Source organism: Arthrobacter globiformis, assembly GCF_030817195.1.
Taxonomy (GTDB): Bacteria; Actinomycetota; Actinomycetes; order Actinomycetales; family Micrococcaceae; genus Arthrobacter; species Arthrobacter globiformis_D.
Window position 1 is genome coordinate 443,906 of sequence record NZ_JAUSYZ010000001.1, and the last position, 22,542, is coordinate 466,447.

General features: G+C 67.5%; 20 protein-coding genes and 1 pseudogene. 5 read left to right on the plus strand and 16 right to left on the minus strand.

Going from position 1 to position 22,542, the window contains the following annotated elements; genetic code table 11:
* Positions 1-7 precede the first annotated feature (7 nt).
* From QF036_RS02080 to QF036_RS02130, 11 genes and pseudogenes are all read right to left on the minus strand, one after another.
* Positions 8-598 carry a TetR/AcrR family transcriptional regulator gene (locus QF036_RS02080; RefSeq protein ID WP_307098773.1) on the minus strand — a complete coding sequence of 197 codons (591 nt, stop codon included), beginning with the start codon at positions 596-598 and terminating at the stop codon, positions 8-10.
* A gap of 76 nt (positions 599-674) precedes the next feature.
* Positions 675-1,169 (minus strand): MarR family winged helix-turn-helix transcriptional regulator, encoded by a 495-nt coding sequence (locus tag QF036_RS02085; RefSeq protein WP_307098775.1) that lies wholly within the window; start codon positions 1,167-1,169, stop codon positions 675-677.
* A gap of 63 nt (positions 1,170-1,232) precedes the next feature.
* A pseudogene (locus QF036_RS02090) lies at positions 1,233-2,263 on the minus strand (calcium:proton antiporter).
* Between the two features lie 103 nt (positions 2,264-2,366).
* A complete protein-coding gene (locus tag QF036_RS02095) occupies positions 2,367-2,669 on the minus strand; it encodes a DUF4193 domain-containing protein (RefSeq protein WP_003802821.1) in 303 nt (100 codons plus the stop codon).
* A gap of 109 nt (positions 2,670-2,778) precedes the next feature.
* The gene (locus QF036_RS02100; protein ID WP_307098777.1) at positions 2,779-2,988 is read right to left on the minus strand and encodes a hypothetical protein; all 210 of its coding nucleotides are present in this window, start codon (positions 2,986-2,988) and stop codon (positions 2,779-2,781) included.
* Positions 2,989-3,287: 299 nt separating this feature from the next.
* Positions 3,288-3,941 (minus strand): IclR family transcriptional regulator, encoded by a 654-nt coding sequence (locus QF036_RS02105; protein WP_307098778.1) that lies wholly within the window; start codon positions 3,939-3,941, stop codon positions 3,288-3,290.
* 22 nt (positions 3,942-3,963) lie between these two features.
* Positions 3,964-5,688: a thiamine pyrophosphate-binding protein gene (locus tag QF036_RS02110; protein ID WP_307098780.1), complete on the minus strand. Its 1,725-nt coding sequence runs from the start codon at positions 5,686-5,688 to the stop codon at positions 3,964-3,966.
* Positions 5,689-5,721: 33 nt separating this feature from the next.
* The gene (locus tag QF036_RS02115) at positions 5,722-6,258 is read right to left on the minus strand and encodes a gamma carbonic anhydrase family protein (RefSeq protein WP_307098782.1); all 537 of its coding nucleotides are present in this window, start codon (positions 6,256-6,258) and stop codon (positions 5,722-5,724) included.
* A gap of 125 nt (positions 6,259-6,383) precedes the next feature.
* Positions 6,384-7,763, minus strand: a complete 1,380-nt coding sequence (locus QF036_RS02120; protein ID WP_307098784.1) for a 2-hydroxycarboxylate transporter family protein — start codon at positions 7,761-7,763, stop codon at positions 6,384-6,386.
* 129 nt (positions 7,764-7,892) lie between these two features.
* On the minus strand, positions 7,893-8,768 hold the full coding sequence (locus QF036_RS02125; RefSeq protein WP_307098787.1) for a hydroxymethylglutaryl-CoA lyase: 876 nt from the start codon (positions 8,766-8,768) through the stop codon (positions 7,893-7,895).
* A gap of 1 nt (position 8,769) precedes the next feature.
* Positions 8,770-10,005 (minus strand): CaiB/BaiF CoA transferase family protein, encoded by a 1,236-nt coding sequence (locus QF036_RS02130; protein ID WP_307098789.1) that lies wholly within the window; start codon positions 10,003-10,005, stop codon positions 8,770-8,772.
* Positions 10,006-10,167: 162 nt separating this feature from the next.
* On the opposite strand from QF036_RS02130, the gene QF036_RS02135 reads away from it, so the two are divergent.
* The gene (locus QF036_RS02135; RefSeq protein WP_307098791.1) at positions 10,168-10,941 is read left to right on the plus strand and encodes a lytic transglycosylase domain-containing protein; all 774 of its coding nucleotides are present in this window, start codon (positions 10,168-10,170) and stop codon (positions 10,939-10,941) included.
* Positions 10,942-11,121: 180 nt separating this feature from the next.
* On the opposite strand, the gene QF036_RS02140 is transcribed toward QF036_RS02135, so the two are convergent.
* The gene (locus QF036_RS02140; RefSeq protein ID WP_307098794.1) at positions 11,122-11,787 is read right to left on the minus strand and encodes a DNA alkylation repair protein; all 666 of its coding nucleotides are present in this window, start codon (positions 11,785-11,787) and stop codon (positions 11,122-11,124) included.
* A 177-nt stretch (positions 11,788-11,964) separates the two neighbouring features.
* Here QF036_RS02140 and QF036_RS02145 point away from each other — a divergent pair, with 177 nt between their 5' ends.
* From QF036_RS02145 to QF036_RS02155, 3 genes are all read left to right on the plus strand, one after another.
* Complete coding sequence (locus QF036_RS02145) at positions 11,965-13,071, plus strand: MFS transporter (protein WP_307098796.1); 1,107 nt, start codon at positions 11,965-11,967, stop codon at positions 13,069-13,071.
* Positions 13,072-13,201: 130 nt separating this feature from the next.
* A complete protein-coding gene (locus QF036_RS02150; protein ID WP_307098798.1) occupies positions 13,202-14,563 on the plus strand; it encodes a hemolysin family protein in 1,362 nt (453 codons plus the stop codon).
* Positions 14,556-15,599, plus strand: a complete 1,044-nt coding sequence (locus QF036_RS02155) for a hemolysin family protein (protein ID WP_307098799.1) — start codon at positions 14,556-14,558, stop codon at positions 15,597-15,599. Before QF036_RS02150 ends, QF036_RS02155 begins: the two co-directional genes overlap by 8 nt.
* Positions 15,600-15,696: 97 nt before the next feature.
* Here the strand turns inward: QF036_RS02155 and QF036_RS02160 are convergent, their stop codons facing one another.
* Together QF036_RS02160 and QF036_RS02165 are read right to left on the minus strand one after the other, a co-directional pair.
* On the minus strand, positions 15,697-17,880 hold the full coding sequence (locus QF036_RS02160; protein ID WP_307098801.1) for a chitobiase/beta-hexosaminidase C-terminal domain-containing protein: 2,184 nt from the start codon (positions 17,878-17,880) through the stop codon (positions 15,697-15,699).
* A 420-nt stretch (positions 17,881-18,300) separates the two neighbouring features.
* Positions 18,301-18,699 carry a DUF5997 family protein gene (locus tag QF036_RS02165; RefSeq protein ID WP_307098803.1) on the minus strand — a complete coding sequence of 133 codons (399 nt, stop codon included), beginning with the start codon at positions 18,697-18,699 and terminating at the stop codon, positions 18,301-18,303.
* Positions 18,700-18,789: 90 nt separating this feature from the next.
* Between QF036_RS02165 and QF036_RS02170 the strand changes: the two genes are divergently transcribed.
* A complete protein-coding gene (locus tag QF036_RS02170; protein WP_307098804.1) occupies positions 18,790-19,539 on the plus strand; it encodes a LysR family transcriptional regulator substrate-binding protein in 750 nt (249 codons plus the stop codon).
* 96 nt (positions 19,540-19,635) lie between these two features.
* Here QF036_RS02170 and QF036_RS02175 read toward each other — a convergent pair whose 3' ends face one another.
* Positions 19,636-21,747, minus strand: a complete 2,112-nt coding sequence (locus QF036_RS02175; protein WP_307098806.1) for an Ig-like domain-containing protein — start codon at positions 21,745-21,747, stop codon at positions 19,636-19,638.
* 217 nt (positions 21,748-21,964) lie between these two features.
* On the minus strand, positions 21,965-22,177 hold the full coding sequence (locus tag QF036_RS02180) for a hypothetical protein (protein ID WP_307098808.1): 213 nt from the start codon (positions 22,175-22,177) through the stop codon (positions 21,965-21,967).
* Positions 22,178-22,542 lie beyond the last annotated feature (365 nt).

Consider the following 22,542-nt stretch of genomic DNA (forward strand, 5'->3'; position numbering starts at 1 on the left):
GTCGGAACTAGGCCGGGCGGTGCGTGGCGATAAGTCCGCTGGCCATCCGCCGGGCGCGGCGGGCCGAGAGCCTGTCACCCTCGGCGGCGGCGATGATCGAGCCTTTCATGAGGATGTGCCAGGAGAGGGCGAACGCCTCGGGGTCCTCCAGGCCTGCTTCGTCCGCCAAGAGCCGTACCTGCTGGCGGATTCGCGCCAGATACTCAATGCTGGCCCGCCCCAGCGGATGCGTGGCCCCCATTTCCAGCAGCACCTTCACGAACGAACAGGCTTCAAAGTCATCCTCTTGGAACCACTGGTCGTACACGTCGAAGATGGCCAGCAGCTGGTCTTCGGGGTTGTCTGCCCTGCTCTTGGCTTCCGGGACCACCGACCCCATCATCCACAGCTCGTCCCGGCGCTTCAAAAAGGCCAGTGCTACGTCGTCCTTCGAGGGGAAATGCCGGTAGAACGTCGACTTGGCGACTCCCGAGGCGCGGATCAGCTCGTCGACGCCGACGTCACGGATTCCGCGGTGGGAGAACAATTGGTAGGCGGTGACCACAATACGGGTGCGGACGTCATCAGGATCTTCACGGTTGTCGGCGACTGGCCTCATGCCAGTAAATCCTACCTCTGGCAGGCAATATTCCGCTTGGTTGGGCCAACTGCCGTCGGCCTTCTCTGTCTCCGGGTTAGGCCGTGGCTTCGTCTTCCACGTTGGGGTCCGCCTGCAGGGTGTGATCGATCTGGGCTGATTCGATGAGCTGCGTCATGGCAACGTGGATGTCCTCCGCCTGGGCGCGGGTGAGGCCGAGCTTGGCCAGCATGGTGCCGGGCACGCCCATCGCCTTGTCGCGGAGCGCGGTCCCTTCTGGGGTCAGGCCGACCGCAAGGGAGCGTTCATCCCCGGGAACGCGCCGGCGGGTGACGTATCCCAGGGCCTCGAGCCTCTTGAGCAACGGGGAAAGGGTGGCCGGGACCAGGAGGAGGGCGTCGCTGATTTCCTTGACTGAACGCGGGCTCTTCTCCCACAGCGCCAGCATCACCAGGTACTGCGGGTGGGTGAGGTTGAGCTCCTGCAGCACGGGTCGGTAGGCGCCGATGACGGTGCGCGAGGCGACAGCGAGGGCGAAGCAGAGCTGCCGCTCGAGCAGGAGGTCATCGTCGCTCCCTGGAGGGGAAGTCATGAAGCCATGATATCGAAGCGGCAGTTGGAGCCGGCTGACCGCCGCTCGGAGCCCTGACGGAGGCTACGGGAACATGGCGAGGAAGAGGAATGCGGCGAACAGCACCAGGTGAATGGCGCCCTGCAGGCGCGTGGCGCGGCCGGGCACGACGGTGAGTGTCCCCACGATGACCGTCAGCAGGAACAGGACTATCTGCGTGCCGCCGAGCCCCAGCGTCAGCGGTCCCTGCAGCCAGATGCTGGCCACGGCAATGGCGGGAATCGTCAGGCCGATGCTGGCGATCGCGGAGCCGTAGGCCAGGTTGAGGCTGATCTGGATCCTGTTCCGCGACGCGGCCCGGGTGGCCGCGAGACCCTCCGGCAGCAGGACCAGGAGCGCGATGACCACGCCCACGAAGGACTCCGGGATCCCGGCGCGGCTCACGCCCGCCTCGATGACCGGGGATACGGTTTTGGCCAGTCCGACGACGGCGACCAGCGCCGCGCACAGCAGCGCCAGGCTTGTGTAGGTGGCCCGGTTGGTGGGGGTGGGGCCATGCAGGCCGTCTTCGCCGTCGTCGGCGGACACGACCGGAAGGAAAAAGTGGCGGTGGCGGACGGTCTGGGTCAGCACAAACACGCCGTAGAGCGCCAGTGAAGCCACGGCGCGAAGCCCAGCTGCAGGGGCGAAAATTCAGGCCCTGGCCGCGCCGAGGTGAAGGTGGGCAGGACAAGCGTAAGCGTGGCGAGGGTTGTGACCACAGCCAGCGCCGCACCGGCTCCCTCCGGGTTGAACCGCGGAATGCCATATTTTCGGGCGCCGACGAGCAGGGCAACCCCCACAATGCCGTTGGCCGTGATCATGACGGCCGCGAAGACTGTGTCCCGTGCCAGGGAGTGGCTTCCCTCGCCGCCGGACGCGATCAGGGTGACAATCAGGGCCACCTCGATGACGGTGACGGCGACTGCCAGCACAAGCGATCCGAAGGGCTCGCCGACGCGCTCGGCCACGACTTCGGCGTGATGCACAGCCGCCAGGACAACGCCAACCAGGACTACCGCGATGACGGTGGCCAGCACCGGGCCGGGGGAAACTCCCCAGGTCACGGCCAGCATGATCAGGCCGACGACGGGAACGACGGCGGTCCAGGACGATCGGAGCCGGGCCAGCACAGCGCTATCTTCTCAGTGCTGGCCCTTCAGAGCTAGCCCTCTGGTGCTAGCCCTCACACTCCGAGCAGTACTTCTTGCCGTCCTTTTCGCGCGCGAGCTGGCTGCGGTGGTGGACCAGGAAGCAGGACATGCAGGTGAACTCATCTTCCTGCACCGGAACAACCTGGATCAGCAGTTCTTCGTGCGACAGGTCGGCACCGGGAAGGTCGATGCCTTCGGCGGTGTCGGCTTCTTCCACATCAAGCAGGGCAGTCTGGGATCCGCCCTGGCGGGACTGGATGGCCTCAAGGGACTCGTTGGCCGGCTGGTCCTCTTGGGCCACGCGAGGGGCGTCGTAGTCAGTTGCCATGGTTTTTACTCCTTCGGCTGTGCGCCGGACGGCGCGCATTCGCAGGACTCAACGAGCGGGCGCCGCCAGGTATTCCCGGATACCGGGGACGGGTTAAGGTCCCCAAAGTTTAGAGGATAATTTCGCGGGTCATGCCGAATGGGACCTGGTCGGAGAGCGTGGCGGTGTAGTCCCCGGGCCTGTTGCGCGTCACCATGATCCCGTGTGTTCCGGTGAGCATGGCCGCCTCCTGAAGGCACCTGACGGCGGCATCCAGCCTCTCGTCGAGGATCTTGCGGTCGTCTACCTGGATGTCAATGGTCTTCGTGGTGCTGGGCATGGGTGTCCTTTGGGGAGTTGAAGCGTTTGAGCTGTTCAGGGTTTTCGGGCCGCTCGCGATTCGGCGGCAGGGCGCTCCGGGATGTCTGCGTACGCAGCGTCTACCGGATGCCAATATGTGTGGCCTGTAGGCCGCTGGTGCACCGCCCCCACGGGCTCTGATGTGAGCCTGTCCACGCGTACGGTTCGCGTGCGTCATGTTCGGTGCCTGCATAAAAGTAGAACCGCGGGACCAACACTTTGTCAACGTTTTTGGCCCGGAGTGGCGGGGAGTGGCTGCGAGAGGGCCCCAGCAGGACCCTAACGCCCTTCGCGCACCGCTTCCTCGATCCGCCGTGCCGCCTGCAGCACGACGGCGCCGTGGTCCTGGCCGGGGGAACCGGTGACCCGGGCCAGGGGCATGGCGAGGCAGACAGCGGCGATGATTCCCTCCTCCGTCTGTACCGGCGCGCTGATGGATCCGAGGCCGGGGGTGCGGGACCCCACCGATTCAATCCAGCCCGCCGAAGCCAGCTCGGCCAGCACCTCGTCGTCGGCTGCGAGAAGCCTGCCGCTGGAGCCGGCGGGCAGGGGGAGGCGCGAGCCGGGCGGCAGGGTGGCGCGCAGTTCGTGGCGGCTGTCTGCGCTGATGAGGCAGACGCGTTCGTCCCCCCGCCGGACCCAGAGCTGCGCGGTCTCGCCGGTGCGGTCGCGGAGCTCATGGAGCACGGGCAGGGCAACGTTTTCCAGGGCCGAACGGACGAACCGCTGCCCGAGCCGGAAGGTGCCGCCCTCGGTGCGTCGGAGGAAGCCGTAGTCCACCATCTGCAGGGCCAGGCGGTGCGCTGTGGACAGCGAGAGGCCGGTCCGCCGGGACAGCTCACTGGCTGACACGGCCGACCGGCCCACCGCGTCGAGGATCGCGGCGGCACGCTCCAGCGTGCGGTTGCTTCCGTTCTGTTCAGTAGGTGGCATGGGGCCAGCTTATGACGCCGGCTCAGCCCTTGGCGGCCAGTGACTCCGCCATGAACTCGGTAATCACCTTCTGGGAAATCGCCACGTCCAGGACGAACACGCCGTCATCGTGCGTCGCGAGCCAGTCCTCAAGCAGCCCCAGGTCGGAAAGCGTGCGCGCCTTGATCCCGTCGGCGCCCAGGCCGCGTCCGACGGCGGCGAAGTCCACTTCGTCGATCAGCATCGCCCGGTCGTGCAGCCCCTTTGCGGCGTACTGGTGCAGCTCCGCGCCGTACGCCGAGTCGTTCAGGACCACCACCACACCCCTGCGGGTGGCCCGCAGGAACGTCTCGAAGTCGGACAGCCCCATGAGCCCGCCGCCGTCGCCGCTGACCAGGACGGTGGTGCGTTCCGGGCGCGCGGCCGAAACCCCGGCGGCGGAGCCGAAGCCCAGCCCGATGGACTGGAAGGCGGTCCCCACCAGGACCATGGCGTGCGGGTCCGGGACGGAGAGGTACATCGGCGCCCAGCCGATGAAGTGCCCGCCGTCCATCACCACCGAGCGTTCGGCGGGCAGGATCCGGTCCAGGGCAGCGACGACGGCGCGCGGGTTGAGCCGGCCGTCCGGGCCGAACTCGACGGGGTCCTCAACAGGGTTGGATGAGCGGAAATCCGTTCCCGACACCTCGGGAACAAGGTCCCGCCAGGTTGGCGATGCAGCGGCCGGTACGCGTTCCAGCAGGCCCTCGATGAACGGCAGGATGTCGGCCCGGACGTACTCGCCGCCGGCGTTTTGCCCGGCGTCCGGTTCGTTGTCGACCCGGATGATCCTGGCGTCTGCCGGAAACAGGGTTCCGTAACGGGTTTGGAAGGTGTTGAGGCTCGCCCCGACCACCAGGACGAGGTCCGCCTGGCGTGCGACGGTGAGGCGGTGGCTGCGCGTGAACCCGCCGGCGATGCCGAGGTCCCATTCGCTGCTGAACGCGTTGGCAGCCATCACCGAGGTCATGAAGAGGGCACCGAGCCGGTCGCCCACTTCCCGCAGCGGTGCTGCCGCGCCGGCCAGGAGCACGCCGCGCCCGGCCAGGATGAGTGGCCGCTGCGCCGAGTCGAGCAACGTTGCCACCCGGTCCAGCTCGTCAGGTGCCGCAGGCCATGCGGGCTTGGCGGGCAGCGGCTCCAGTGGCACCTGGGCCGACAGGGGAGCGGTGGCGAGGTCGTAGGGAATGGCAAGCACCACTGGCTGGACGGTCTGCAGGGCGAGGTCGAAGGCACGGTGGGTGACTGCGGCGGCGTTGTCCGGGCCGGCCACCAGCGTGGTGACGCCCGCTGCTTCGGCCGCCTTGGCCTGGTCGATGTCGAACGGCCGGCGGCCGCCGGCAGGGGCGTCTCCGACGACGAACACGAGCGGGATACGGGCCAGCCGGGCTTCGGCAAGAGTGGTGTAGGCGTTGGTGAAGCCGGCTCCGTAGGTGGTGGTGGCGGCCGCGACGCCTCCGGTGGCCCGGTGGTACGCGTCGGCCATGGCGACGGTCGCGGCCTCGTGGCGGGCCGAGGTGAAGGGAAAACCGCGGCGGGTGAGCCGGCTGATGAGATGGGCGTTACCGTTGCCCATCAGCCCGAACAGGTGTCCTGCGCGTTCCGCCAGGACATCAGCGACGGCCGCGGAGACGTGGCCCTCGTCGGGGAGGCTAACGGCCTGCCCCGCGGTCCCTGGACTGGCGGGACCTGGACTGGCGGGACGGGAGGTGGTGGGAGTGGTGGTCATTGGCGGTCCTTGCGTCCGTGGGGTGGGAACTGGTCAGGCCGGCAGCGCCACGGTAGTGGCGTCCCGGTGCCTCAGAGTAAGTGCGGCGTACGTTGCGGCGTTCTGCCGGCAATGCTCAATTTCCTCTGGCGTCAGCGGGCGGCGCACCTTGGCCGGCACCCCCGCCACGAGCGAGCCGGGCGGCACCTCGGTGCCCTCCAGAACCAGCGCGTTGGCGGCCACCAGGGAGCCGGCGCCGATGATCGCGCCGTTGAGGACCGTGGCGTTCATTCCGATGAGTGCACCGTCGCCCACCGTGCAGCCATGCAGCACCGCGCCGTGCCCCACGCTGACGTGGTTGCCCACCCGTGCCGGGTGCCCGGGATCGGCGTGCACGACGGCGGTGTCCTGGACGTTGCTGCCCTCGCCGACGCTGATGTCCTCCATGTCCGCGCGAATGACGGCGCCATAGAAAACTCCGGTCCCCGCCCCGATGGTGGCGGACCCGACGATGATGGCGTTGGGCGCCACCCACGCGTCGCCGCTGATCTGGGGAGAGCGGCCGTCGACGGCCAGGATGGTCAAGCTCATGTTTGGTCCTAGTGGTTGGAAGGGCGTGCTGAGTTGGAAGGGCGGTGTGTTGACTTGGACGGGCGGTGCCCGGCAGCAGTTGCCGGGCACCGCCGTCGTAATTAAGGGCTGGCCATAAAACGGCGTTAGGAAAGAAACGGCACGATCAGCGAGGTTACGAAGAGCACCAGCGCCCCGCCGAGCCGGTTGGTGAGGGCCGCGAAAGGCATGAGGTGCATGCGGTTCGCCGCGCTCAGCACCGACACGTCGCCGCTGCCGCCGGTGTCCGCCATCACCAGGCCGGGCGTGATGGATGCCTCGACGAAGTTGAACTTGACCAGCCAGCCGAGGACACCGGAGGTCAGGGTCGCGATGACGACGGTGGAAACGGTCAGGAGGATGAACAGCGGGTTGCTCAATGAGGCGAGCACATCGGTGATGTCGATGTAGGTCAGACTGACACCCACGAGCAGGGCCGGTACCAGGATGGCGCCGATCAGGTCGCCCCAGTCCGCTGTGGAGTCCTCCACATCCCTCGGGAGCAGGCCGAAGATCTTAACCGCTGCGGCCGCGATGATGGTCCAGGCGTAGGGGTGCAGTCCGGGGATGAGGGCGGCGGCCAGGTTGCCGAAGACGAAGAGGCTGCCGGCGATGAGCAGGCCCTTGCCCAGGGCGATGAAGGAGGACGTGTCGCGCTTGGGCGGCAGGGTGAGCTCGTCGGAGCGGCCCTTGATCCGCAGCAGCTGGCCGTGGCCGTTGAAGCCGACGAACAGCTGCTTCTTGCGTTTGCCCAGGCCGTTGTAGATGCCGGCGATGAGGATGCAGACCACGTTGGCCATGACGACGGCGGACATCAGGTCACCCATGAAGGTGGCGGAGTCGCCGCCGGTGGCGGAGGCGTACATCTCCGACATGGGCAGGGCCCCGACGCCCAGGCCTCCGGCCATGATGGGCGCGGCGACGAAGAGGATGCCTTCGATGAATCCGAACCCGGTGAGGGCCGCGATGAGCCCCACCAGGACGAATGTGGCCAGGAGGCAGCCCACGACAGGTACCGCGAATCGCGGGCCGGCCTTCAGCAGGAGGGCACGGGGCATGCCAAGGATGGAGCCGGCGATGATGCCGACGACGAAGAAGTCCAGGAAGCCATGGCCGTCGATGAAGTTCTGCACCACCGTGACCATGTTCTCCGGCATCACGCCGAGGAAGGCCAAGGTGGCGGGCGCGAAGGTGCACAGGATGGTGGGCAGCCCGAAGTCGCGGACCACCGGGAGCAGGTTGCCGATCCAGATGAAGAGCCCGCCGAGCAGGATGGTGGTTGCGAAGCCGGCGACCATGGTGTCCGGGAGGTTGCCGGTGATTGCCGCCGCGAGGACCAGCCCCGCAAGGACCAGGTAGAGCGGGGCCGGGAGACTGGCGATTTTAGGTCCCAGCCGGCCGGGATAGTGCGTGCCCGGGCGCGGACCCGCGGTGCGGGCCACCGGATGCTCGATGCCGCCGGCAGGGCCGGGGCCGGTCTCGCTCATGGGCTGGTCCGTAGGTTCGTTGGTGAGGTCCGTGGTACGTGAATTTGTAGACATCATTGTCCCCAAAACGTTTGGAGGGAAGACCGCTGTCGGCGGCCTGTGGACGGGAAGTTGAAACGGGAAAAGCGGTTAGCGCGCCGGGTCGAGTACCCCGGCTCCCGGTGAATGCGCCACGACGTCACGGGCGAGCCGGACGGCCTCGGCAAGGCGGTCCTCGTCGATGCCGGTCTGGTGCCCGGCGTCGTGCAGGTGCCGGACAAGTTCCTCGGTTGCGATGTTGCCGTGCGCCCCGGGGGCGAACGGGCAGCCGCCGTAACCGCCGAGGGCTGCATCGAAACGGACGACGCCGGACTCCACCGCTGCGCTCACGGTAGCCAGCGCCTGGCTGTGCGCGTTGTGAAGGTGGAGGTAATACGTGAGGTCCGGTTCAGCCTCGCGGACGTGGTGCAGGCTGGCCATCACCTGAGCGGTGGGGGTGGTGCCGAGCGTGTCCGCGAGACCGATGTCGGTGAGGCCCATGCCCTTGAAGGCACGCACCACGCGCAGCAGGTGGGAGGGGTTGATGGCGCCCTCGAAGGGGCAGGTGAACGCGGTGGAGATCCCGGCGAAGAACCGGACGTCCGGCAACTCGGCCACGGCCGCGCCGAGGCTGGCCAGGGCGTCCTCGATGGCGTGGCCGGCGTTGGCGTTGCTGTGCGCCTGGCTTGCCGAGGTGACCACCTGGATGTCGGTGGCGCCGGCGTCGGCAGCGCGCTGGATGCCGCGGCCGTTGAGCGCCAGGCTGGTGTAGACGACCCCGGGAACTGCCGGCAGCGACGTGAGGACGTCGGCGGCGTCGGCCATCTGCGGCACCCGCTTCGGATTCACGAAGGAGGCCACCTCGATGCGCTTCAGCCCGGCGTCGACGAGTGCCTCGGCGATCTCCAACTTGTGCGCCGTGGAGACGATGACGGGCTCGTCCTGGAGTCCGTCCCGCAGGAAGACGTCCGTTACTTCCACCCTCATGTCAGCGCACCTCCTGCAGTCCGAGGCTGGCGATGCCGTCGGCGTCCATTCCGGCAAGGTCCTGCAGGACCTCGGCCGTGTGCTGGCCCAGTTCCGGGCCCACCCAGCAGACGCGCCCCTCGTGGCCCGGAATCTTCGGCACCACGCCGGGGAAGCGGATCAGCTCGGGCTCGTCCTCGATGACCACTTCATGGGTCTGGATCATATCCCGGGCCAGGTAGTGGCGGTCGACGGCGATGCTCGGGGCGTCGTACACAGGACCGGCGGGGACACCGGCGTCGTCCAGTTTGTCGAGGACCTCGGTGAGGGGCATGCTGCCGGTCCACGCGGAGATGGCGCCGTTGAGTTCCTCCTCCCGTGCGCCGCGGGCCTCCGTGGTGAGGAGGGTGGTGTCCTCGGCGAGGTCCTCGCGGCCGATGGCGCGCATGAGCCGGACGAAGACCGAGTTTGAGTTGCCGCCGATGACCACCTCGAGGCCGTCGCCGCAGAGGTAGGAGCCGGTGGGAACGACGCCGGGCAGCGCACCGCCGGTGCGCTGCCGGATCATGCCATAGGCGTCATAGTCCGGGACCAGCGATTCGAGCAGGCTGAAGACCCCTTCATAAAGCGCGACGTCGACAACCTGGGAGGCTCCAGTCTGCAGTCCGCGGGCCTTCTGCAGCATGAGCATCAGTGCGCCGATGACGCCGTAGAGCCCGGCGACGGTGTCGCCGACGCTGGCTGCCGCGCGCCCGGCGGGCCGGTCGGGTTCGCCGGTGATGTAGCGCAGGCCGGCGAAGGATTCAGCCGAGCTGCCGAAGCCGGCGCGGTTCTTGTACGGGCCGGTCTGGCCGTAGCCGGAGATCCGCACCATCACGACTTCGGGGTTGAGCTCCTGCAGCACGTCCGGGCCGAGGCCCCACTTCTCCAGCGTGCCGGGACGGAAGTTTTCGATGACCACGTCGCACTGGGCAGCGATCTTCTTTACCGCCTCGCGTCCCGCCTCGGAGCGGAGGTCCAGGGCCACGGACTTCTTGTTGCGGCCGATGGTGCGGAACAGCATGGAGGTGGTGCCGCGGGTTTTGCGCCAGTCACGCAGTTCGTCCCCGCCCTCCGGCTTTTCGATCTTGATGACCTCTGCGCCGAAGTCGCCGAAGAGGCGGGCGGCGAACGGGGCGGCGATGAAGCTGCCCAGCTCGAGCACGCGAATGCCGCGGAGAGGGAGGGCGTTGCCCTCGATGTGTAGTTCGTCAGTCATGTCATTCCTGCCTGCGCTTTTGGCGCCGAGTTTCCCATTCTCTGGGAAGTGCTTGTCATTAGGCGGAGAAACGATAGCAGGGCCGTGTGACCTGCGCAACAGGGTAGTGACGCCTTTGTATGCCGGGGGCAATTGCGCGCCGCCGCCGGGTTAGGCTGTTCCGTGCTCCGTCTGAAACGCCTTGCGGTTCTCAGCCTTTTCGCGTTCTGCGCCATCACCGCGGGCGCGTTCTGGCTCCTCGGCGCGACCAATGCGGGCGTGCCCGGCGCGGGGAAGGCCGGCGTGGGGATGCGCGCGGCCCAGCCGGCCCCGCCGCAGGCCGCGGGAAAGTTCGCGCCGCCGGCAAGTGGCAGTGCGCATGCCGTGAACATCACCAGGACCGTCGACCCGGGCTGGCTGGCCCGCACCGCCGCGCGGACGGGAATCCCCGCCCGGGCCCTGCGGGCGTACGTCGCCGCGGCCGGCATGGCGAATGCCGCAGCGCCGGCGTGCAGGATCGGCTGGAACACGGTGGCCGCCGTCGGGTTCGTGGAATCCGCGCACGGTGCCCTCGGGGGAGGCCGCCTCATGGCTTCGGGGGAGGTGAGTGGCCCGATCGTCGGGCCTGGCCTCAACGGCGACGGATTCGCTGCCATTGCCGATACCGACGGCGGCGCGCTGGACGGCGACGCCCTCTGGGACCGCGCCGTCGGGCCCATGCAGTTCATCCCCTCCACATGGAAGCTGGCAGGGCGGGACGCGAACGGCGATGGGGTGGCCGATCCGCACAACATCGACGACGCCGCCCTCAGTGCGGCCGGCTACCTGTGCGCCGGCGGCCGCGATCTCACCACGGCGCAGGGATGGAGCGACGCCATCTGGTCCTACAACCAGTCGGAGGCTTACCTGGACCAAGTGGGCGAGGCGGCTGTTGAATACGCAGGACAGGCCGGCTAGTCCAGGCCGCCGTCGGTGGGGGTCTGTGTGTGAGGGGCTGAGCTCATGGGATTCCTAAGCGTTGAGGCCGCAGCAGCAGGCGGCGGGAAGGGCATGAGCGCAAGCTAAAGCCAGCTCATGGACGCCGCGGATGCAGGGAGGCGGTGGCAGCGCCGTCAGTGCCAATTTCCCGCCCGGGACTTAGCCCCGCCGGCCCACCATCTCATTGATCCAGATCGGCGCGAAGGGCGACGTGCAGTTCGGCGGGGTCGGGTAGTCCTTCAGCACTTCCAGCCGTTCGCCGATCTCGATGGCCCGGGACCGGTGGTCCGGGTGCTCGATGCCGATCTGCGCCAGGGTATGGTTCATGGCCCACTGCAGGCGTTCCGGAGCGCCTTTCATTTCGGCTTCGATCGTGTCCAGGAGCCCGGGCAGGTCGAGGCCCTCCGGCTTTTTCGCGACCCGGGCCGTGGTCAGGGCCCAGCCGGCGCTCGCGACCACCGGGTCCGGGTCGTCAGTCCAGGCGACGCGCAGTTGTTCAGCGTGCGGGCTCTTCTTCACCACATAGTTCACCAGCCAGTCATGCACCTTGGGGGCGCGGGCCCTGCGTAGCATGACGTCCAGTTCCTGCAGCTCGAATGCCTTCGGCCGGCAGATCAGCAGTGACAGTAAGCGGGCAGCGGTGTCATCTGTGGCCCACAATTCACGGGCAAGGCCGTGCTGTGTCTTGAGCCGCTTCGCGACCGCGCGCAATGCGGACAGGTTCACGCCGTGGTCATCGCCGCGTTTCTGGTTCGCCGCGCGCATCTTCGGATCGTCAAGCGCGGACAGTTCGGCCATTAAACCGTCAACTGTTGTCTCCGCCATTGCTGCTCCTGCTCCCTGGCTGCCGTTCCTCGCATTGTACGGTGGCGGGCCGACGGCCGACCCGGCAGCCCGCTGATCATGGACTAAAGTCAAAGCAACACATCCCAGAAAGGCGGTTCCTGCCGGCCCATGAGTGCGCCCGGATACCTTGCCGCTTCGATACCCCCGAGGATGGCCATGGCCGGCTCCGCCGTGGCGATCCCGATCCTCGCTGTGCAGCAACTGAACGATGTGGGGATCGGCGGCGCGCTGGTGGCCGTGTCCCTTGGCCCGAGCGTCCTCGCCGCACCGCTGGCAGGTGCAGCCCTCGACCGTGCCCGGCGCCCCGCCCTGCTTGTGGCAGCTTCCGGGGTATTTACCGCCCTGGCTTTCGCCGTAACCGCATTCCTCGGCCAGCTCCCTCTGCCGCTTGTGTTCACCTGCCTGGGTGTGGCGGGGGCAGCTTCACCCTTCTACATGGGCGGGCTTTCCAGCTTCGTCGCCGATGTAATCCCCGGCGGCCGCCGGGCGTTTGCTTTCGATGCCCTTTCCTACAATGTCTCAGCCGTCGCGGGACCGGCCTTCGTGGCCATCATGGCTGTGTTCCTCCCCGGCGGGGCCGCGCTCGCGGTGCTGTCGGCCACCGCCGCCGCAGGCGCAGTGAGCGTTGCCGTCATCGGGCTGAAGCCGCACGCAGCTCCAAGGGTTTCGCCGTGGGAGGCAGTCGCCGCCGGACTGCACCGGATCTTCAGCCACCGCCCTCTGGCGGTAGTCACCGCTGCTTCCACGCTGACCCAGCTTGGCCAGGGCGGACTGGCGATCGCCGCCGTCGCCCTCTCCATCGAGCGGATCGGCTCACCCAGCGACGGCGCGCTGGTGGTGACCTCCTTCGCCGTCGGCAGTCTGCTGGGCGCGCTGTTCGAGACGGTCCGTCCCAGCCGGGCACGGCCGCAGGCCGTCATGATGGCCGGCTTCCTCGCCACCGGCCTCCTGACAGTCGGCGCTGCGGTGGACATCGGGACGGCCTGGACCGTCGTCGCCATCGGCCTGTCCGGCGTCTTCACGGCATCCACCGCCGCCGCGATGCTCTTCCTGCGCAACCATCTGAGCCCGCCCCACCTCAGGTCCCAGATCTTCACCGTCGGCGCGGGCTTTCGCGCCAGCGCCTCGGCCGGCGGCGCAGCCCTGGCTGCCTCCGCGACGGGATTCGGCGGCGCACTCAGCCTTGTTGTGGTCGGTACCGTCTGGGTTGTGTCAGCCGCGCTGATGGCCGCCTACCCGCGAGGCGTTCAAGCCGACGCCTAGGCGAAGCCACGGAGTGACATGGAAACACCCGATATAGTTAAGGGCACTATGGACGACCCTCCTTCACATATGCCCTGGCCCCTCACCCATTTGACCGGCAAGCCGGTTACTACGGGAGAGGGGCGCCCCAATGAATGAATGGATCATGATCGGGATCGGCCTGATCCTGACAGTCGGCACCGGATTCTTCGTCGCATCCGAGTTTGCCCTGGTCAATCTTGACCGCAACGACCTGGAAGCTCGCCAGGCCCGGGGTGAGAAACGCCTTGCCCCCACCATCAAAGCCCTGAAAATCACCTCGACGCATCTTTCCGGTGCGCAGCTGGGCATCACCCTCACCACCCTCCTGACCGGTTACACCTTTGAACCTGCCATCAGCATGCTGCTGAGTGGGCCGCTGACGGCGGTCGGGTTCCCGGAAGGCCTCGTGCCCGGGGTGGGTGCCGTCGTCGCGATTTTCATCGCCACCATCTTCTCGATGGTGATCGGCGAGCTGGTTCCCAAGAACTTCGCGCTGGCGCTGCCGCTGGCCACCGCCAAGGTGGTGATACCGTTCCAGGCCCTGTTTACCACGGTGTTCAAGCCCGTCATCCTCCTGTTCAACAACACCGCAAACGCGGTCATCAGGTCCTTCGGCATAGAGCCCAAGGAGGAACTCTCAGGTGCCCGCAGCGCCGAGGAACTGAGCTCGCTGGTCCGCCGCTCCGCGCTGGAAGGCGTCCTCGACCTGGACCACGCGGCCCTGCTGCACCGGACGCTGCGCTTCTCCGAGCACAGCGCCGCGGATGTTCTGACGCCGCGCGTGCGGATGACCGCGGTGAACACCGATGACACGGCCGAGCAGATCATCGCGCTGGCCAGCTCCACCGGCTATTCGCGGTTTCCCGTCATCGGCCGCGACCGCGACGACGTGCTCGGCGTGCTCCACGTCAAGCAGGCCTTCGCCGTGGCCCTTGAGGAACGCGCGAACGTGTTCGCCGCCGACCTGATGATCGAACCGCTCATGGTTCCCGAATCCATGGGGGTCGACTCCCTCCTGGTGCTGCTGCGCAAGCAGGGCCTGCAGGTGGCCATTGTCTCCGACGAGCACGGCGGAACTGCCGGCATTGTCACCCTGGAGGACCTGGTGGAGGAGATCGTCGGCGAACTGGAGGATGAGCACGACCGCGCCCGTGTGGGCGTGGTCCGGACCGGCCGGTCCATCACGTTCGACGCGTCGCTGCGCCCGGACGAGCTCCTGGACCGGACCGGCATCGCCGTCCCCGACGGTGAGGACTACGACACCGTGGCCGGTTTCGTCACGGACCAGCTGGACCGCATCCCTGAACTCGGCGACGAGGTGGCCATCGACGGCGGCACCCTCCGCGTGGAGCGGGTGGCCGGCACGCACGTCGAGCGCCTCAAATTCACGCCGGAGGAATCGGCGGGGCCACCCAAAAGTGCCCACGACCGGATCGTTGACAGCCTGACCCAGGAGCTGACCCATGAGTGAGTACCTTCCTGGCATCATCTGGCTCGCCGTCCTGCTGCTGGTCAACGGCTTCTTCGTCGGCGCCGAGTTCGCCGTCATCTCCGCCCGCCGTTCACAGATCGAACCCAAGGCTGAGGCGGGCAGCAAGGCCGCGAAAACCACGCTGTGGGCGATGGAGCACGCCACGCTCATGCTGGCCACCAGCCAGCTGGGCATCACCGTCTGCTCGCTGGTGATCCTGAACGTTTCCGAGCCGGCGATCCACCACCTGCTGGAGATCCCATTGGGCCTGACGTCCCTGTCCGCGGAGACGATCGGAATCATCGCCTTTGTGGCGGCGCTGCTGCTGGTGACTTTCCTGCACGTGGTCCTCGGCGAGATGGTCCCCAAGAACATCTCGTTCTCGGTGCCCACCCGCGCCGCGCTCATCCTGGCCCCGCCGCTGGTGATGGTGGCGCGCGTGTTCAAACCGGTGATCTGGACCCTGAACGGCATCGCCAACTCCATCCTCCGCCTGTTCCGGGTGGAACCCAAGGACGAGGCCACCAGCGCCTACACCCTGGACGAGGTGGCGAACATCGTCGAGCAGTCCACGAGGGAAGGCGTCCTGACCGACAACACCGGTGCCCTCACCGCAGCCTTCGAATTTACGGAGAAGACCGTGGCCGACGTCGAGGTTCCCATCACGGAAATGGTGCTCCTGCCGGCGTCGTCGACTCCGGCAGACATCCAGCGGGCCGTCGCCGAGCACGGGTACTCCCGGTACATCCTGACCGACGACGACGGCGACCCCTCCGGTTACCTTCACCTGAAGGACGTCATGGACCTCACCACACCGGAGAAGTTCACCCGGCCCGTGCCGGAGAAACGGATCCGCCGACTGGCCTCGACCTTCCGCGGCAGCGACCTGGAGGACGCCCTCGAGACCATGCGCCGCACCGGCGCCCACGTGGCCCGGGTGTTCGACGCGCGTGGCAACACCACGGGTGTGCTGTTCCTCGAGGACATCATCGAAGAACTGGTGGGCGAGGTACAGGACGCCACCAGCAGCTCCTAACCACCCTGGAAACAAGCGAACCCGGAACATAACAAAGTCCGGTGGCTGGCGGCTGATGCCGCCGGCCACCGGACTTCAGGGCGTTATGGTTGCGTACTTACTTGTTGGTTACCGTCAGGGGTCCTGCCATGCCGCCTACCGTCGACTCAATCCAAACGGTGCCGGGGTTGGTGGTGCCTGCGGCGGCGTTGCGGAGCCTCAGGGTGTAAACGCCACCCGTTTCCGGTGCCACAGCTGCGGTGACGGCTGCCTGGCCCAGGATCCTGCCGGTCGGTCCGCCGACGCGGACGGTGATGGTAGCGCCGACCACGGAGCCGGTGCCGTTGACCCGGAAGTCGCCGGTCTTCCACTGGGCACTGCTGATGGTCACGCGGTCCGGAACAGGAACCACCTTGACCTCGTCAGTCCTGGTATTCGTGCCGGCGGTGACCGTCAGCCGGAACGTTAGCGGGTTGTTGGTCATCGGCGTCCGGAAGACCGGAAGGCTGAACGTCGGCTTGAGCGTGGTGGCTCCGGTCAGCGTCACCTTGTTGGGATCGGTCGCGCTGCCCAGGACCTGCTCCCACTGATAGGTGGCGCCTGCGGCGGTGGAGCCGGTGCCGTCAAGCGTGACGGTGGTGGCGGTGGTACGGCGGACAACGTTCTGGTCCGGTCCGGCGACGGCGACCAGGGCGCCCTGGACGGTGACGGCCGCGGTCTTCTCCGACTCCGGGCCCATGCCATTGGTGTTGGAAGCCCGGACCGTGAACTGGTAGGCCGTGTCGCCGCTGAGGCCGTCGTAGACCAGCGTGGTGACGTCGCCGGCGGTCGTCTTGGGTGTGCCGAACGCCGTTCCGTCGGCGGTGTAGGCCTGGACGGTGTAGCCGGTGATGGTCATTCCCGTGGCGCCCGGGCTGGGGGCGGTCCAGGACAGGCTTGCCGTGCCGTTGCCTACCACCGGAGTGCCCGAGAAGGTAGGAGCCGCGGGTACCGGGTCATTGGTGACGGTGAAGAGGACCTCGCTGATGGCGGAGACGTTGCCGGAGGGGTCGAAGGCCGCGAACTTCAGGGTGGTCGTGGATGCGATCTCCATCGGTCCGGTGTAGTGGATCGCGTCGGGTGCAAGCACGCCGCCCGACAGGACAGGATCGGAGCCGTCGATTGTGTAGTAGATGTCGCTGCCCGTCTCGCTCGCCGTCAGGGTGACCGTCTGGGCCACCGCCGTGGTGCCGCCGTTGGGGGTGGCAGACACCGTTGGAGCCGTGGTGTCCGCGGCCGGGATTGCGTGTGCGGCCGGGAACGTCTCGCCGACGCTGCTGACACCTACCACGTAGACGTCGTATTCCTCATTGGCGGAGAGGCCGGTGATCGTGGTGCCGGTGGCTGCCTTGCCGGAGATGCGCTTGCCGATCTCCACCTGCTCGTTGCTTGTCACGGTCTTACCGACTGCAACGGCGCGGTAGCCGGTGATGTCTGGCGTGCCGGGGATGGCTTCAGCCGGCGTCCAGTTCAGCTTCAGTCCGCCGGAAACCTTGGCGGCCGTGATTCCGGACGGTGCGGGAGGCCCGGACTGCAGCGGGCCGCTGGGGCAGCCTCCCATGCCGGGGCCGCCGGGCTCGCCGTACTCGGCGATGGTCAGGCCCTGCCGGTTGGCGTCTGCGTCTTCGAACTCCCAGGCCATGGCGCGTTCGCCAAGCCCGGCGTTCGCAGCGATTTCGGCGTTGGCGGCGTCATCGAAGACATACGTGGCAGTGAAGGTATCGCCCGTGACTTCCAGCCCGGAGGAGTAACCGCCCTTGTCCGATGGAGTGAGGGGGCCCGGGATGGCGCGAATGTCGCGGCGGCCGATGCTGGTGTCCTTCAGCGCCGGTTCAATGATCCGCTGTTCCAGCTGGGCGGGATTCACGCCGGCTCCGATGTGTCCCTTGACCGTGATGGTGCTGCCGGTGAGCTCGGCGTCGCCTGTCACGTACGTGTCCTGCACGGTGGTTTCGCCGGCGGCGGCCGTGCCGAACCTCATGGAGACGATGTCACCGGGACGGATATCGGGGGTGACAGCAAGACCGGTGCCGGCACCCCAGCAGACGCCGCCGGGGTGGTTGACCTCAAAGGCGACGCCGCCGGCGTCGACCACTGCTTCTGCTGAGCCGATGACCTTGCCGGCGCGCTTGACCTCGAGGGTGGCAGTCTCGCCGGCGTGCCCCTCGTACCCCTCAATGGAGACGAAGTCGCGGTCGGGGAAGACAACAATGTTGTCCGGGAAAGTAGGGACAGCCGCGCTGGCGGCGGGAATGGCGAACATGGATGTCGAGCAGACGACGGCCGAGACTGTTGCGAAGATTCCGGCCCTTCGGATACCGGGTAGGCGAGAAGTGTGCGCTCCCGGCTCGCTTTGTGCTGATTTCATGATGACCTCATCGATCCGAGGTGCGCGACCTTCACGCACAATCACAGAATCAAGAAGGCCCCTTGGGGAAACGCTGGGCGTTTTGGCTTGGAAAAACGCCCCGCGGCACCGACTTGGCCGCACCTTTTGGTCCCCCCACATGGAGCGGTCCGTGAGGGGGAATCCGGTGGTTTGCCCACGTCAGTGCGGGCATTCCCGGCGTTCACCGTTCGCGGGACGTGGAACCCCCACGGGGATAGGGACCCCCACCTCCCCCTCTGCGAGGGGATCAGAATTCCGGGTTTCCCCAAGGGACTGGCCGGAAAACGGGCAGGCTCAGCCTTGGCGAGCCTTCTTTGCTGCCTTCTGGGCAGCCTCTTCCTTCACCCGCTGGGCTTCGGCACGGACTGCAGCATGCGTGGCGCGCTCGGCAACCAGCCAGGCAGGGGGAGCCTGCAGCAGCGCGGTGATTTCCGCCGTCGTCAGCGCCTCTTCAACCCCACCGCGGGCAAGGCCGCTGATGGAGATGTTGAGTTTCTGCGCCACCACCGGGCGGGGGTGCGGGCCGTTGCGGCGCAGTTCGGCCAGCCACTCAGGCGGGTTGGACTGCAACTCGGCGAACTCGGCGCGGGTGATGGTTGAATCCTGGAACTCCTGGGGCGTCGCGGGCAGGTAGATGCCAAGCTTCTTGGCAACGGTGGCCGGCTTCATGGACTGGGAGTTAGCAGAGGTCATGCATTAAGGGTATCCGGCTGTGCCCGTTCCCCCGACCACGGCCTGTGGCCAACGCACGCCGTGCTGTGCCAGTGGCAGTACTGTGAAGGTGTGCCCGCTGAAGATGAACCCACCCTGGACCCGGCACCGCCGGAGTCCCCGCCCCGCGAGCTCCGCTTCGCCTACGTCGCAGGCGTCACGCCGGGCAAGTGGATCCGGCGCTGGGAGGAACGGATGCCGCACGTTCCCCTGCATTCGTTCATGTCCGACGGCGGCACGCAGCTTTCGGTGCTGCGCGACGGTTCGGCGGACCTCAGCTTTGTCCGCCTCCCGGTGGAGCGCGAAGGCCTGAACGTCATCCCGCTCTACGAGGAACAACCCGTCGTGGTGGCCCCCAAGGGCCATGAAATTACCGTCTTCGAGGACGTGGCGCTAGAGGACCTGGCGGAAGAAACCTTTCTGGACGCCGATGAACTGGGCGGGCCGGAAATGGCCCTGCAGGTGGTGGCAACAGGTGCGGGCCTGCTGATACTTCCCATGTCCGTCGCCCGGCATTTCAACACCAAGGACACCGTGGCCCGCCGCCTCACAGGCGCGCCACAAACCCAGATCGCGCTCGCCTGGCCCAGCGACGCCACCGACGAGGTCATTGAAGAGTTCATCGGCATTGTCCGCGGCCGCACGGCGCAGAGCTCACGGCAGCCGTCCGCGCAGCAGGAGAAACCGAAGAAGGCACCTAAGCCGGACCGCCGCGGCAGCGGCACAGGGGCGGGCGGCAAGAAGTCGAAAGTAGCCCAGCGCTACGCACCCAACCCGGACAAGGGCCGCGGCAAGGGATCGCGTAAGAAGGGCAAGCGCTAGCCCGCGGCCAAGACCTGCGCCAGTAATGACAAGGGGAGGCGCCGCCTGCTGGGTGCAGACGGCGCCTTCCTGTTGCCTTGCATTCAGTTCAGCCGTTTAGCGGGTGCCGGTGGTGAAGCTCCAGGCCGTGCTGGCCAGGGGAGTGCCGGCCACATCCCGTACCGCGGCGGGGCCGCCCGTGATGGTGGCGGTGTACCTGGTGCTGGGCGCAAGCGTGGCTGCCGGGTTGAGGATCCACTGGTTGGTGGTTCCGTTGCGGGTGACGGTGGCTGCCACCGCCGCGCCGGTGGCGGCGTTCTTCAGCGTGAAGGTGGCGGTGCCGACGCCGTTGACGGGCTTGCTGAAGGTAGCGGTGATGTTGGCTGTCCGGAGCGCCCCGGTCGAGTTCACGCCCGGAGCCCGGGAGGTCACGGTCGGCGCGGCGCTTGTGGTGAACCGCCAGCTGGTTGAGGCCAGCGGCCGATTGGCCAGGTCGCGGATGGTGGCCGTGCCGCCGGTCAGGGTGGCGGTGTAGGTGGTGCTAGGGGTGAGCAGGGCCGTCGGATCAAGGGTCGCCCGGCGGGCTGCCTGGTCGTAGGTCACCGTAGCCGGGATCGTGGTGCCGGCGGCGTTCTTCAGGGTGAACGTGCTGGCGGAAACCCCCTGGACGAACTCGCTGAAGGTGGCGGTGATGTTCGTGACAGTACCGACGCCGGTGGCGGCCGAGGCGGGTGCCCGGCCGGTGACGGTTGGAGCCACCGTGTCCGCCGGCCCAATCTGGACCGTCCGGCTGGCTACCGCGCTGACGTTGCCGGCGGCGTCCGTTGCCCGGACGTTGAACAGGTAGGTTCCGTTGGCCTGGGCATCCCAGGTTTTGGGCGAAGCGCAGGTGGGATCCCAGTCGGTGTTGCTGGGCAGCAGCTGGCATTCAAACCTGGCGCCGGCTTCGCTGCTGAAGTTCAGCGTCGGCGTGCTGTCCAAGGTCGGCGTTGACGGGAACGGTGCGATGACCGAGGCCACAGGGGCTGCACTGTCCACGGTGAACGTCAGCGTCGGGGAGGTCAGGAACTGAGGAACGCCGGCGGGTACAACTCCCGTCAGCGGGTCCGGTACGTAGGCGGGGTTCGCCGTCCGGGACTGGATTCTGTGGACGCCCTGGCCCAGCGGTGCCAGCCTCGCCGAGTAGCTTCCGCCGGCCAGCGTGGTTGCCACAGGAGTTGCAGCGCCGTCCACGATCAGCTGCACGGGTGCAGTGCTTCCCGCCGGCAAAGCACCGGTGAAGGTGGGTGCCGTGACATTGGTGATGTTGTCCGTGGCGGAACGTCCGCTGTCACTGGCTGCCGCCAGATCCGGGGTGGACGGGGCGCCGTCGGACCCTTCCGCTATCAGTCCCTGCACGGTGAAGGTGCTGACGGTCAGGGTGTTGATGCCGGGCCCGCCGGCGTTGGGGCCGGTGATGACGACGGCGTTGGTGCCGGACGGTGCGCCGGTAACCGCCCGTGGGGTGTTGATGTCGCCCAGGGTTCCGGGCGCGGCGCCCACTTGGCGAAGGAAGGTCGCCGTGCTGCCGGCCTTGTAGTCGCCCAGGAAGGCGGCACCTACTCCGGCCCAGTTGCAGGGCGCGGTGGGGCTGGGCGCGCACACGCCGGAGTCGATGGTGGTCTTGATTCTGCCCACTGCAGGATTCTTCGGATCCGCTTCGGAGGTAAGGACGTTCACTCCGTAGGGGTGCGTGATGGTGTACGAGGTGTTGGGAAGGATGTTTTCGACAATGAAGCGAAGCCTGCCGAAGCCCATCTGCTCCCCGGGCTCTACGACGCCGTTGGTGTGGGCGCCTTCGAGTGCCGCTTCATAGAGCCTCAGGTTTCCGCCGGCGGCTTCGGCATTGAACCAGAAGGCTTCCTCAGGGAAGTTGTCCGGATACGACGCCGGCGCGGCGGGGTCGGGTGGTTCGGAGAGGCAGCCGGCACCGGCCATGTAGCAGAGCTGCAGCTTCACCGTGCCGTCGGAAAACCAGGACGGAAAGCCGTTGGACGGATCCACAGGCCCCACTCCGGCGGCAGCGGCGCTCGCCGGGACCGCAGCCAGCGGCGACAAGGCGGCAGTAAGCAATGCGCCGGCGGCAACGGATGCCAGTCCGCCCCTGACCCGTGTGCGGTTCCGGGACGGGGCAGGCCCGCTGCGCCCCCCGGCGTCGAACGTCTCGTGGTGGTGGAATTTCGCAAACATGGTGACTCCTTCGGTCTCGATGTGGCCCCCAGTACCCTCTAGGCCAGGTCAGGTAGTCGGCCCCTAACCATGGAAATCATCAAATGAAGACCTTGGATAAAGGCCCGGCGGCACCACCCTCAAAAGAGTCCCCGTCCACCTGAGAGGGGGGACCACCTGCAAGGGGACCAGCCCTGCGGGGACTCATCAGGGTGACCGGAACGTTTTTGCAACGGTCTCAGGACGGACCCGCCGCGGCGGGTCCCTCAGCCCGGCCGGTGCCCTGGCCCCGGCAACCGCGGAGGTGCGCCAGCAGGGCTTGTTCCGGGCTGCCGGGGTTCTCGCCAAGGTGCCGCAGCAGCGCCATCCGTATGTTCGTGTCTGTCGCCTCGTCAATGAGGACGTGGGTGATGACGCCCATGATCTGGCGCCGAAGACCTTCCTCCTGCATGGGACCACGCTCCTTTGCTCCTCGCTGCATTCTGCCGCCGGTCCGTTGTGAATAGCCGGGAGCGGGCCAGCTACGGCACGAATGGGGCGGCCAAACCTAGGGGTCCCGCCCTCGCGGGATACTGCGGTAGCCAGTTTGAGGGTGCGGCCGCAGGGTAGTCCGTGCTTTCCACAGGGGCGCCTTGGCACAGTGATGACACCTGGTCGGCAGACACCCAGCCGAGAGCCGGCCAGGCGCCGGGCCCGGCAGCGCACCCCCTGTTACTTCCGGGCGGCGGCACCCCAGTGCCCGCGGCGTTCCCGACGACGCCCCTCCCACCTATTCAGGTGGGACAGGCCCCCGTGCGCGCTGCTTCCCAAGGTTTT

Coding starts and splice junctions, on each gene's coding strand:
- QF036_RS02080 (WP_307098773.1), bottom strand. CDS start 598: ATGAGGCCAGTCGCCGACAACCGTGAAGATCCTGATGACGTCCGCACC.
- QF036_RS02085 (WP_307098775.1), bottom strand. CDS start 1,169: ATGACTTCCCCTCCAGGGAGCGACGATGACCTCCTGCTCGAGCGGCAG.
- QF036_RS02095 (WP_003802821.1), bottom strand. CDS start 2,669: ATGGCAACTGACTACGACGCCCCTCGCGTGGCCCAAGAGGACCAGCCG.
- QF036_RS02100 (WP_307098777.1), bottom strand. CDS start 2,988: ATGCCCAGCACCACGAAGACCATTGACATCCAGGTAGACGACCGCAAG.
- QF036_RS02105 (WP_307098778.1), bottom strand. CDS start 3,941: ATGCCACCTACTGAACAGAACGGAAGCAACCGCACGCTGGAGCGTGCC.
- QF036_RS02110 (WP_307098780.1), bottom strand. CDS start 5,688: ATGACCACCACTCCCACCACCTCCCGTCCCGCCAGTCCAGGTCCCGCC.
- QF036_RS02115 (WP_307098782.1), bottom strand. CDS start 6,258: ATGAGCTTGACCATCCTGGCCGTCGACGGCCGCTCTCCCCAGATCAGC.
- QF036_RS02120 (WP_307098784.1), bottom strand. CDS start 7,763: ATGAGCGAGACCGGCCCCGGCCCTGCCGGCGGCATCGAGCATCCGGTG.
- QF036_RS02125 (WP_307098787.1), bottom strand. CDS start 8,768: ATGAGGGTGGAAGTAACGGACGTCTTCCTGCGGGACGGACTCCAGGAC.
- QF036_RS02130 (WP_307098789.1), bottom strand. CDS start 10,005: ATGACTGACGAACTACACATCGAGGGCAACGCCCTCCCTCTCCGCGGC.
- QF036_RS02140 (WP_307098794.1), bottom strand. CDS start 11,787: ATGGCGGAGACAACAGTTGACGGTTTAATGGCCGAACTGTCCGCGCTT.
- QF036_RS02145 (WP_307098796.1), top strand. CDS start 11,965: ATGGCCGGCTCCGCCGTGGCGATCCCGATCCTCGCTGTGCAGCAACTG.
- QF036_RS02150 (WP_307098798.1), top strand. CDS start 13,202: ATGAATGAATGGATCATGATCGGGATCGGCCTGATCCTGACAGTCGGC.
- QF036_RS02155 (WP_307098799.1), top strand. CDS start 14,556: ATGAGTGAGTACCTTCCTGGCATCATCTGGCTCGCCGTCCTGCTGCTG.
- QF036_RS02160 (WP_307098801.1), bottom strand. CDS start 17,880: ATGTTCGCCATTCCCGCCGCCAGCGCGGCTGTCCCTACTTTCCCGGAC.
- QF036_RS02165 (WP_307098803.1), bottom strand. CDS start 18,699: ATGACCTCTGCTAACTCCCAGTCCATGAAGCCGGCCACCGTTGCCAAG.
- QF036_RS02175 (WP_307098806.1), bottom strand. CDS start 21,747: ATGTTTGCGAAATTCCACCACCACGAGACGTTCGACGCCGGGGGGCGC.
- QF036_RS02180 (WP_307098808.1), bottom strand. CDS start 22,177: ATGCAGGAGGAAGGTCTTCGGCGCCAGATCATGGGCGTCATCACCCAC.